General features: G+C 69.5%; 11 protein-coding genes, 1 rRNA gene and 1 riboswitch. Of the genes, 1 reads left to right on the top strand and 11 read right to left on the bottom strand.

What is annotated here, in order from left to right; translation table 11 throughout:
- Window positions 1–72 precede the first annotated feature (72 nt).
- Window positions 73–168: riboswitch (glycine riboswitch) on the bottom strand.
- Window positions 169–305: 137 nt separating this feature from the next.
- A complete protein-coding gene (locus ACIRFH_RS35080) occupies window positions 306–683 on the top strand; it encodes a PRC-barrel domain-containing protein (protein ID WP_403530151.1) in 378 nt (125 codons plus the stop codon).
- Between the two features lie 96 nt (window positions 684–779).
- Here ACIRFH_RS35080 and ACIRFH_RS35075 read toward each other — a convergent pair whose 3' ends face one another.
- From ACIRFH_RS35075 to rrf, 11 genes are all read right to left on the bottom strand, one after another.
- Window positions 780–2,234 carry a DNA polymerase IV gene (locus ACIRFH_RS35075; protein WP_403530148.1) on the bottom strand — a complete coding sequence of 485 codons (1,455 nt, stop codon included), beginning with the start codon at window positions 2,232–2,234 and terminating at the stop codon, window positions 780–782.
- A gap of 54 nt (window positions 2,235–2,288) precedes the next feature.
- A complete protein-coding gene (locus tag ACIRFH_RS35070; protein WP_403530145.1) occupies window positions 2,289–2,972 on the bottom strand; it encodes a MerR family transcriptional regulator in 684 nt (227 codons plus the stop codon).
- A gap of 196 nt (window positions 2,973–3,168) precedes the next feature.
- Window positions 3,169–3,642 carry a bifunctional nuclease family protein gene (locus tag ACIRFH_RS35065; protein WP_004934251.1) on the bottom strand — a complete coding sequence of 158 codons (474 nt, stop codon included), beginning with the start codon at window positions 3,640–3,642 and terminating at the stop codon, window positions 3,169–3,171.
- 85 nt (window positions 3,643–3,727) lie between these two features.
- The gene (locus ACIRFH_RS35060; protein ID WP_403530142.1) at window positions 3,728–4,465 is read right to left on the bottom strand and encodes a MerR family transcriptional regulator; all 738 of its coding nucleotides are present in this window, start codon (window positions 4,463–4,465) and stop codon (window positions 3,728–3,730) included.
- Window positions 4,466–4,506: 41 nt separating this feature from the next.
- A complete protein-coding gene (locus tag ACIRFH_RS35055) occupies window positions 4,507–5,466 on the bottom strand; it encodes an FHA domain-containing protein (RefSeq protein ID WP_403530139.1) in 960 nt (319 codons plus the stop codon).
- Window positions 5,467–5,527: 61 nt separating this feature from the next.
- Entirely contained in the window at window positions 5,528–6,370 is an 843-nt protein-coding gene (locus ACIRFH_RS35050; protein WP_403530137.1) for a DUF881 domain-containing protein, read from the bottom strand.
- Between the two features lie 5 nt (window positions 6,371–6,375).
- Window positions 6,376–6,708 (bottom strand): small basic family protein, encoded by a 333-nt coding sequence (locus tag ACIRFH_RS35045; RefSeq protein WP_360225068.1) that lies wholly within the window; start codon window positions 6,706–6,708, stop codon window positions 6,376–6,378.
- Window positions 6,705–7,541 (bottom strand): DUF881 domain-containing protein, encoded by an 837-nt coding sequence (locus ACIRFH_RS35040; RefSeq protein WP_403530134.1) that lies wholly within the window; start codon window positions 7,539–7,541, stop codon window positions 6,705–6,707. Before ACIRFH_RS35040 ends, ACIRFH_RS35045 begins: the two co-directional genes overlap by 4 nt.
- A gap of 167 nt (window positions 7,542–7,708) precedes the next feature.
- Complete coding sequence (locus ACIRFH_RS35035; protein WP_403530131.1) at window positions 7,709–10,204, bottom strand: sugar phosphate nucleotidyltransferase; 2,496 nt, start codon at window positions 10,202–10,204, stop codon at window positions 7,709–7,711.
- A gap of 112 nt (window positions 10,205–10,316) precedes the next feature.
- Window positions 10,317–10,925: a CDP-alcohol phosphatidyltransferase family protein gene (locus ACIRFH_RS35030; RefSeq protein WP_403530128.1), complete on the bottom strand. Its 609-nt coding sequence runs from the start codon at window positions 10,923–10,925 to the stop codon at window positions 10,317–10,319.
- Between the two features lie 109 nt (window positions 10,926–11,034).
- Window positions 11,035–11,129: ribosomal RNA gene (rrf, locus tag ACIRFH_RS35025) — 5S ribosomal RNA — on the bottom strand; the annotation flags it as partial.

Here is an 11,129-nt window from a genome sequence, read left to right as displayed (position 1 = left end):
CCCGAGAGCTGCCGGTTTTCACCGTCGGTGAGAGCGGAAGCCGTCGGCCCCCGCCCTGCTTTCCAGAGTGACCTCGTCCGTGCGGTACGTGTGCCTGAGAGATTCCGGGGAGGGTTTGCTCCTTCGGCGCCTCCGATGATGTCTGGAGGACTCTCCCGCACGGGGTCAGCAGCCGTTCGCCAGCCTACCAGCGAGGGGGACGCACTGACCTTCGAGTGGCCACTCTCCCCAATGTGCCTTTTCGTAGTACTGGCGGATGATTCGCCGGATGGTTGGCTACCTGAGTGCGACCAAGTGGAGGGCCCGTGCGTACCGACATCGATCCGCGCAGTCTGATAGGCCGCAAGGCGTTCGACCGCAACGGGACCAGGATCGGCACCGTCGACGAGGTCTACCTCGACGATGCCACCGGCGTCCCCGAGTGGGCCGCCATACGCACCGGCCTGTTCAGCAGGGACGCCTTCGTACCCCTGGAGCCCAGCGAACTGGTCGACGGCACCCTGCGCGTGCCCTTCGACCGGTCCCTGATCAGGGAGGCCCCCGACTTCGGGGTAGGCCGCCACCTCTCGCCGGAACAGGAACTCCAGCTCTACCACCACTACGGCCTCGACGTGGCCGACGCTCCCCCGCTCCCGGACCACGACTTCGGCAAGCTGGCGGGCACGGGCAACGAGGAGAGCTGAGGCCCAGGCGCCGGCCGCCCGCCGGGCCGGACGTCCTTCACGCCCACCGCGGCGACTCGACGCGCCTCACGGCGGCTCGCAGCACGAGGCCCCCGCTCACGGGGTAGCCTCCGCGATCCCCCGGTCGGCGGCCTCAGCCGCCGAGGGTGCCGGGGAGTCCGCGGCTCCCTCTCCGCCGGAGGCCGCCGTCACCCCGCCCTCCCCGGGTCTTCGCGACGTGGACACGACCAGCGGCAGCGGCTCGGCCGATGTCAGCCGCGGATCGCCGATGGGAAAGGTCCGCACCCGGCCGGGCCCGGAGTACGGCGTCTCGAAGCGCACCGTGACCCGTCCCAGGCCGCTGCCCTGCACCCACCCGTGCCCGAACTCCGTGTGCCGCACGTCGTGCCCCGAGGGCCAGCGGCGCTCGACGGGCGTCTGCCGCTGCTCCTCTGCGGGTTCGTCGCCCGGCTCCTCCGCGAGCTCCTCGGCCCGTTCCCCCGCCGCCTGCGCGAACAGATCCTCCTGCGTGTAGTCGGCGAGCCCGCTGACGCCGACCCCGAGCAGCCGCACACCACCCGTGGTGTCCACCGATTCCAGCAGCCGGGCCGCCGCCTCCCGCACCACCGCCGGGTCGTCCGTGGGTCCGCGCAGGGTCTCCGAGCGCGTCAGCGTCGAGAAGTCGTACCGCCGGACCTTGAGCACGATGGTCCGGCCGGACAGCCCGGACTTGCGCAGCCGCCGCACGCACCGGTCGGCGAGCCGCCCCACCTCCGCACCGACCCGCAAACGGTCGTGGATGTCCACGTCGTACGTGTCCTCGACCGACACCGACTTGGTCTCCCGCTCGGCCACCACGGGGCGGTCGTCACGCGCGAGCGCCATCGTGTACAGGGCGTGCCCGTGCGCCTTGCCGAGCAGTCGTACCAGCTCGTCCTCGCCCGCCTCGACGAGTTCCCCGACCGTCGTGATCCCTGCCCTGCGCAGATGGTCACCCGTCGCCGGTCCCACCCCGGGGAGGATCCGGACGGACTTCGGACCGAGCATGGCCCGCTCCGTCCCAGGATCGATGAGCACCAGCCCGTCCGGCTTGGCCTCCTCCGAAGCGATCTTGGCGAGCATCTTGGAGGCGGCCAGCCCGACCGAACCGGTGAGACCGGTGACGGCCCGGATGTCCGCGCGCAGCTTCGCCCCGGCCAGCCGCGCCGACGCCGCGTCCCAGGCCGCCCCACCGGCCTCCAGGTCCACGAACGCCTCGTCCAGACTCAACGGCTCCACCAGCGGCGACAGCGCCCGCAGCAGCCGCATCACCTGCTCGCTGATCGACCGGTACAGCTCGAAGCGCGGGACGAGATAGGCGGCGTTGGGCGCGAGCCGCCGGGCCTGGCCCATGGGCATCGCCGAGTGGACGCCGAAGACGCGCGCCTCGTAGGAGGCCGTGGCGACCACTCCCCTCGGTCCGAGCCCGCCGACGACGACGGCCTTCCCCCGCAGGCTCGGCTTGGACGCCTGCTCCACCGAGGCGAAGAAGGCATCCATGTCGAGGTGCAGGATCGTGGGCGCGGTTCTCACGTCTCCGATGCTGCCCTACGCCACTGACAATGCCCCGCCCGGCTGCGGCGGTGTTCACACCGCCCGGTTGCGGCGCCGCGCCAGCTCGTCCGCGGGGTTGGGCCCGACCAGGGTCTCCCCCGTATCGATCCGCTCCCCGTGGAGCTGGGACAGCGCGCTCTCGACGTCCCGCCACACCACGCCGACGGCGATCCCGAAGATGCCCTGGCCGCCCTGGAGCAAGGCGTGGACCTCGTCGGGCGAGGTGCACTCGTAGACCGTGGCGCCGTCGCTCATCAGCGTCATGCGCTCCAGGTCACGGAAGCCGCGCTCCCTGAGGTGCTGGACGGCGGTGCGGATGTTCTGCAGCGACACCCCGGTGTCGAGGAACCGCTTGACGATCTTCAGCACGACGACGTCGCGGAAGCTGTAGAGGCGCTGGGTGCCGGACCCGTGGGCGGGCCGCACGCTGGGCTCGACGAGACCCGTACGGGCCCAGTAGTCGAGCTGCCGGTAGGTGATGCCTGCGGCGGCGCAGGCCGTCGGCCCGCGATAGCCGATCTGCTCGGACGCCATGGACGTCGCCCCTCCGCTGCTCGGCACGGCCGCCGGCCGCTGCGGAGCATGATCGGCCGCGCCGCCTGGCTGGGGACACCCCCCGCCCGAGCGGAGCCGAGGGCTCGGGGAAGGGTACGAGCCGCCCACCCCGAGGCCGCGCCCGGGGCCACCCCCAGCCGTACTGTCGCCGCTCATTCTCACGCCGACCTCCGTCCTTGACCTGCCTCCTCGACGGTAGGCAGTCACCAAGGGTGCGTCAACGATCGCCACACTCGGCACGCCGAGTGATAATCACCCTAAGAGTGGTTTCGCGTGCCCCGCCGCGGGGAAAGGCTAGCCGAATGTGCCCGGACGGGGCCGTATGACGCTGTCGTACCGTTCTCGGCCCGGTGCGTGACTACTGGTTGCTGGTGCCGAAGTCCTCCGGTGAGATCTGGTCGAGGAACTCGCGGAACTTTTCCACCTCGTCCTCCTGCTCGTCCGGAATGGCGATGCCCGCGTCGTCGAGCACCGTGTCGCTCCCGTAGATCGGCGTTCCGGTGCGCAGCGCGAGCGCTATGGCGTCGGACGGCCGGGCGCTCACCTCGACACCGCTGGCGAAGACCAGCTCGGCGTAGAAGACCCCCTCACGCAGATCCGTGATGCGCACTTCCGTGAGCTCCTGGCCGACAGCCTCCAGCACGTCCTTGAACAGGTCGTGGGTCAGCGGCCGCGCGGGAGCCATGCCCTGCTGGGCGAAGGCGATCGCCGTCGCCTCGCCCGGTCCGATCCAGATGGGGAGGTAGCGGTCGCCTCCCACTTCGCGCAGCAGCACGATCGGTTGGTTGGAGGGCATCTCGACCCGGACACCTACGACATCGAGCTCGTTCACACAGCAACCCTAGGCCGTGCCCGGGACGTTTGGGTAGTCGAGCCGGGAACGGGTGGGCGATCCGGGTGCCCGTCGGCGTTCCGCTTCAGGGCAGCCGCACCCCGAGGGCCGTCTGCACCAGCGCCGCGTGCAGCTTCACCGCCAGCCCGGCCAGTTCCTTGGTGCGAGCTTCGGCGTGCGCTCTGGTCTGCGGGTTGCGGTGCCGCCTGAGCGGAGCCACCACCTGGTCCACCAGCCCGGCCTCCCGGTCGGCGGCGGCCTTCATCAGCCGCAGGTGCCGCGGCTCGATCCCGAACCGGCCCAGCTGGACCACGAGCGAGGCCACGGTGACCGCCTCGGCGTCATACACCCCGTCGGCCAGCGGGGCGACGAGCCCGTACGACTCCCACTCCGTCAGCTCCTGCTCCCCGATACCGGCGGCGGCGAGCAGCTCGTCCCGTCCGATCCGGGCCGCCGTGGGTCCTTCGTCGGGCTCCGCCACGGCCTCCCCGTCCCGCTGCCGGCCCAGAGTCGGCAGCCGCACCGCCTCGCCGCGCTCCATGGCGTCCAGATGCTCGCGGATCACCTTGAGCGGCAGGTAGTGGTCCCTCTGCATGCGCAGGACGTGGCCGAGGCGCTCGACGTCGTTCGCACTGAACTTGCGGTACCCCGCCGGGGTACGCCGAGGCTCGACCAGCCCCTCCGACTCCAGGAAGCGGATCTTGGAGATGGTGATGTCGGGGAACTCGTCGCGCAGCGTGTTCAGCACCGAGCCGATGCTCATCAGCCCACTGTCCGCGGCAGCGGTGCCGGACACGGCACCGCCGCTCGGTGTTCGAAGCATGGACCTTCCCTGGGACTCCCCCGGAACAAGTCCGGGGACGGTCAGTAGCCCCGCTGGCTCGCGTAGAAGACCAGCCGGTACTTGCCGATCTGCACCTCGTCGCCGTTCGACAGCGCGACCTGGTCGATCCGCTCGCGGTTGACGTACGTGCCGTTCAGGCTGCCGACGTCGGCCACCGTGAACGAGCCGTCCGGACCGCGGCGGAACTCCACGTGCCGGCGCGAGACCGTCACGTCGTCCAGGAAGATGTCGCTCTGCGGGTGACGCCCGGCCGTGGTCAGCTCGCCGTCCAGCAGGAAGCGGCTGCCGGAGTTCGGCCCACGGCGCACGACCAGGAGCGCCGAACCCACGGGCAGCGCGTCCACGGCCGCCTGCGCCTCGGGAGAGAGCGCCGGCACCGCCGTCTGACCGGTCACCTCGGCGTCATACGCCTCCAGGCCGGAGATGGAGATGGTCGACGTCGTCTCGGACGCCCGCTCCGGAACCGCCCCGGGACGCAGTGGAGCGCCGCAGTTGGAGCAGAAGCGGCTGTTCTCCGCGTTGCGGTTACCGCACCTCGTGCAGACCAGGGCCGACATGGACGGATCCTCCTGCCGCGGCCGCCCCTGCGGGGCGTTCGACGCGTACGGGTCGGGGGAGAACCCTCCACCCGTACCTGAGGTTGACGGTTGGCCGAAACCTATGTCGCCGGACTGCGCGGGGTCAACAGACGGCGCGCCCTGACCACCGGAAATGCCACCACCCGGACCAGCGACCTGGTCCCGGAACATCGGGCGCGGGCCCTCTGCGTCAGGCTGTGCGCGATGACGAGCGGTCGCGTTGCCGCTGCCCTCTCGCGCGCTCTTGCCGAACAACTTCGCAAACAACTTCACGGGCGATTCCCCTTGACCGAAACAGACCCGCCCGTGGGGCAGGACGAACCCTGACTGAACGTACTGGCCGACCCGGACACCTTCACAACGTCCGTTTCCACCAGACAGTTTCCACCACGCACCACCCAAACGGTGCGCCGACCCCCCGCAACCTCATGCCCTCGCCGCACGCCCCCCATGCGCCGCCGGTTCACCGGGAGGACGACCGAGCGTAGTCAGGCCGCTTCGCCGCTCGCAAGGCATCCACGACGATCTTGCTCGACCGCTCAACGGTAACGGCGGCCTGTTCCTTCTCCAGAGTCTGCACCACGCCCCCAGGGATGTTGAGCGCCGGTTCGAGATCCTGCGGCTTGCCGATGACCTGAAAACGATAGGGCGCGTTGATCTTGTTCCCGTCGACGCTCACGCTCTTGTCGGCGTCGGTGAGGTAGGTGCCCGCGACGACCCGGACGCCGTTCACCTGAATCGCCTCCGCCCCCGCCGCGCGCAGTTCCTGGACCGCGTCGAGCAGCATGTCCGCCTCCACCGTTCCCTTCGTGTCCTCGATGGTCACCGTGATACCAGGCCCCTGCGCGGCCACCGTGCCCGCCAGGATGCCGAGTTGCCGCTCCTTCTCCTGCGTCTGCTTACGGGCCTCCTCGGCCTGGTCCGAGCTGTTCTCCAGCTCGTCGCGCTGCTTCTCGAGACCCTGCTTCTCGTCTTCAAGACGTTGAGTCCGGTCATCCAGTTCATCGAGGATGCGGACGAGATCCTCCTGCCGGGCGCCGCGCAGCGCGCTGTCGCTGTCGCTGTTCGACGCGACCTGGACGGCGAGGCCGAAACCCAGGCCGAACAGCAGCAGCGCGACGATCAGTTGAGCCCGGGTGACGCGCGGCGGCCACAGCCCCTTCACCAGCCGCTGCCGGCCGGTGAGCCCACGCTCCTGCGGGGCGTCTCCGGCGGGCAGGTCCGCGGCCGCGGACTCCGCCGGCGGCACCTCCTCGGGCAGTTCCCTGCGCAGCCGGTGCGCGGGCCGCTCGTCGTGGTCGCTCATCGGCCTCACGCCCGGAACACGTGCCGGCGGATCGCCGCGGCGTTGGAGAAGATGCGGATGCCGAGGACGACCACGACACCGGTGGACAGCTGGGCGCCCACGCCCAGCTCGTCGCCCAGGAACACGATCAGTGCGGCCACCACCACGTTCGACAGGAACGACACCACGAAGACCTTGTCGTCGAAGATGCCGTCGAGCATGGCCCGCAGACCGCCGAAGACGGCGTCGAGCGCCGCCACGACGGCGATCGGCAGATAAGGCTCGACGGCCGCAGGCACCTCGGGCCGGACCAAGAGGCCGGCCACGACTCCCACGACGAGGCCCAGTACGGCGATCACGATGTGCCCTTCTCGGATATCGGTTGTGCGGTACGTACGATCACACTCGGTGCGGCCGGAAGCCGGAGTTCGTCCTCCACGGAAAGAGCGGTCCGGATGCCGTAGCTCTCCTGGAGGGCATGCAGGTACAGCCCGTCCGCGCTGTCCTGGAACCTGCCGCTGAGCTGTTCGCCGTCCCCCACCGCGAGCACCGTGTACGGCGGCACGAGCGGTCTGTTGTCGACCAGTATCGCGTCTCCCGCGGCACGGATCGCCGACAGCGCGGTCAGCCGCTGTCCGTTGATGGAGATCGCCTCGGCTCCCGACTCCCACAGCCCGTTGACCACGCGCTGCATGTCCCGGTCCCGCACCCGGCCGGTGGCGGAGAACCCGGAGGTGCCGCGCGGCCGGCCGTCGCCGCCGGTGCCGACGTCCTCGGCGTCGTCCACCACGAGCTTCACGCCGGGGCCGTGCACCGCGACCGCGCCGGCCAGGACGCCCACCAGGTCGGCCCGGCCGCCGTCGCCGCTCTTCTCCAACGCCTCGCGCTGCCGCGCGTCCACGTCGTCACGCAGCTCGTCGACGGTCTCCTCCAGCTTGTCGGCCGCCGAGGTCTCCTCCTCGACGCGGTCGATCAGCTCTTCCCGTTCCTTGGCGACGACGGGGGCCGCGACGCGTGCCTGCGCCGCTCCGACCGTGACCACCAGCGCGGCGAGCACCAGCCCTGCCGCCAGGGCGAGTTTGGCGCGGAGCGTCCTGGGCATGCCACCGGCGCCCTCGGCCTGCTTCCGTGCGGCGGCCTCGGCGTATCCGTCGTCGAGACTGTGGTCCATCACGTTGGTGAGCAACGACATGGACGCGTCCGGGCGCGCCGGCCGCGTGGATGTGCTCCGAACGGGGGGTTGCTGCGGCATGCCGCACATCGTCGCACGCCGCGGCCACTACCTCCGAACGGCCCCACCGGCGTGCCGGACAGGCCCCCTCGGGGACACGTGTCCGGCACGCACGCGTGCGGCGTGTTCTACCGGCCCGCGCTGTCCACCACCGCGGACCACTCGTCGAGCAGCGCCTGCGCGGAGGCGTCGTCGGGGCCCTCGGCCCACAGATGGGTGACGGCCTCGGCCGGGTCGGGCAGCACCATCACCCAGCGCCCGTCGGTCTCCACCACGCGGACGCCGTCGGTGGTATCCACGAAGCGGTCTCCGGCCGCCTCGACGACCCGCCGCATCACCAGCCCCTTGACGGCCCACGGGGTGGCCAGGTCACGCCTGAGGACGTGCGCCCTCGGAATCCGCGCGTCGATCTGGCTGAGTGTGAGCTGCGTCCGCGCCACCAGGCCGATGAGCCGGACGAACGCCGCCGTGCCGTCGTAGACACTGCTGAATTCCGGGACGATGAAGCCGCCCTTGCCGTCACCGCCGAAGATCGTGCCTTCCTCACCACCGACCCGGGTGAGGTCGTCCGGCGAGGTCGTCGTCCACTCGACCTGGGTGCCGTGGTACGCCGCCACCTGCTCGGCGATCCTGGTGGTCGTCACCGGCAGCGCCACCCGGCCGCTGCGCCGCTCGGCGGCGATGAGGTCGAGCATGACCAGCAGGGCCCGGTCGTCCTCGATGATGCGGCCCTTCTCGTCGACGAGCGAGAGCCGCTCACCGACCGGGTCGAACCGCACACCGAACGCGGCCCGCGAGGACGCCACGATCTCTCCGAGACGCACCAGCCCCGACCGCCGCATGTCCGCCGACTCGGTCGGCCTGGACTCGTCGAGTCCGGGGTTGATGGTCAGCGAGTCGACGCCGAGCTTGCCGAGCAGACTGGGCAGCACGAGCCCGGCACTGCCGTTGGAGGCGTCCACGACCACCTTGAGCCCTGACTCGGCGATCCCGGTGGTGTCGACGTTCCGCAGCAACGACCCGGTGTAGGAGTCGAAGACGCTGGACGGGAAGTGCAGGTCCCCGATCTCGCCGGGGAAGGCACGCCGGTACTCCTGCCGCGCGAACACCCGGTCCAGCTTCCGCTGGCTGCCCTGCGAGAGATCGGCGCCCTGACTGTCGAAGAACATGATGTCCACGGAGTCCGGCACCCCGGGCGTGGTGCGGATCATGATCCCGCCGGCGCTGCCGCGCGCGGTCTGCTGCCGCGCCACGGGCAGCGGTACGTTCTCCAGGTCGCGTACGTCGATGGCGCTGGCCTGCAGTGCGGAGATCACCGCCCGCTTCAGCGCACGCGCGCCACGGGAGTGGTCACGGGCCGTGGTGACGGTGGAGCCCTTCTTCAGCGTGGTCGCATAGGCGCCTGCCAGGCGCACGGCCAGCTCCGGCGTGATCTCCACGTTGAGGATGCCGGACACCCCGCGGGCACCGAAGAGATGGGCCTGCCCCCGCGACTCCCAGATGACCGAGGTGTTGACGAAGGCACCGGCCTCGATCGTCTTGAACGGGTACACCCGCACATTGCCCTGGACGATCGATTCTTCACCGACCAGGCACTCGTCACCGATGACCGCGCCGTCCTCGATCCGCGCGGCACGCATGATGTCGGTGTTCTTGCCGACGACACAGCCCCGCAGATTGCTGTGCGGTCCGACGTACACGTTGTCGTGGACGACGGCCTTGTGCAGGAAGGCGCCGCTTTTGACGACGACGTTGGATCCCACGACCGTGTGCTCACGGATCTCGGCGCCGGCTTCGACCTTGGCATAGTCACCGATGTAGAGCGGCCCGCGCAGCACGGCGTCGGGATGCACCTCGGCACCCTCCGCCACCCATACTCCGGGGGAGATCTCGAAGCCGTCGATGTCGACGTCGACCTTGCCCTCGAGGACGTCGGCCTGGGCCTTGACGTAGCTCTCGTGCGTACCGACGTCCTCCCAGTAGCCTTCGGCGACATAGCCGTAGACGGGCTTGCCTTCCTTCATCAGCTGCGGGAAGACGTCGCCCGACCAGTCGACGGGCACATCGGGGTCGACGTAGTCGAAGACCTCGGGCTCCATGACGTAGATACCGGTGTTCACGGTGTCCGAGAAGACCTGTCCCCAGGTCGGCTTCTCGAGGAAGCGTTCGACCTTGCCCTCTTCGTCGACGATGGTGATGCCGAATTCCAACGGGTTGGGCACGCGTGTCAGACACACGGTGACGAGCGCACCCTTTTCCTTGTGGAAGTTGATCAGGTCGGTGAGGTCGAAGTCGGTCAGGGCATCACCGGAAATGACGAGGAAGGCATCGTCCTTCAACGCCTCCTCGGCGTTCTTGACGCTTCCGGCTGTACCGAGTGGCTTCTCCTCATTGGCATAGGTGAGCTCCATTCCGAGCTCCTCACCGTCACCGAAGTAGTTCTTGACCAGAGAGGCCAGGAACTGCACGGTGACGACGGTCTCGTTGAGCCCATGCCTTTTGAGCAGCCTCAGAACGTGCTCCATGATCGGCCGGTTGGCCACCGGCAGGAGCGGCTTGGGCATGCTCGAGGTCATCGGGCGAAGGCGTGTGCCTTCGCCTCCGGCCATCACGACGGCCTTCATGTCGGAAGCGTCCTCCTCCAAGAGATGACGGTTTAGCCGACTTCCCCCGTCCAGGGTCGCGCACTTTTGCAGCCCGGGCCATCCGGCCGCGGCGGCCGCGCAAAGGTCGAGTTCAATCGGCCGTGGTGTCCGCACGGACCAAGCGGCGGACCTGAACCACGTAGAGAACACCTGCCCACCAGTAGAGGGTTGTACCCCATCCGGCGAACGCCCATCCGAAAATAGCAGCGAGTGACGCGATCCACCCGCTGCCGTCGCTGAGCAGAAGCAGGGGGAAGGCATACATGAGGTTGAACGTGGCGGCCTTCCCCAGGAAGTTCACCTGCGGCGGCGGATAGCCATGACGGCGGAGGATGCCCACCATCACCAGCAGGACCGCTTCGCGGGCAAGCAGTACGAGGGTCAGCCAGAGCGGAAGGATCTCCCGCCAGGTGAGTCCCACCAGGGTCGACAGAATGTAGAGCCGGTCGGCCGCGGGGTCCAGGAGCCGGCCGAGGCTGCTGATCTGGTTCCAGCGCCGCGCCAGCTTCCCATCCAGGTAGTCACTGACTCCGCTCAGGGCCAGCACCAACAGCGCCCAGCCGTCGCTCTCCGGGCCGCCGAACTCGGGCCGGAGGATCAGCCACAGGAAGAGGGGCACGCCGGCGAGACGCGCCATGCTGAGGATGTTCGGAATGGTGAGGACCCGGTCAGTCTGCACGCGGGTCTCCTGGACCTCCACGCGGGGGCCTCCTGGAAGAAACGAACCAATGATGCTCCCCGACCTTACCCCAACGCAAAAAAGCTCTGGCTCTTGGGCTGCGTGCCCAAGAGCCAGAGCTCTAAAAGGAGTTCGGCGGCGTCCTACTCTCCCACAGGGTCCCCCCTGCAGTACCATCGGCGCTGTAAGGCTTAGCTTCCGGGTTCGGAATGTAACCGGGCGTTT

The sequence above is a fragment of the Streptomyces sp. NPDC093586 genome (genome assembly GCF_044764905.1).
Lineage (GTDB): Bacteria > Actinomycetota > Actinomycetes > Streptomycetales > Streptomycetaceae > Streptomyces.
The sequence above is the reverse complement of the archived record's forward strand: the minus strand, read 5'-3'. Positions and strand labels throughout refer to the sequence as shown.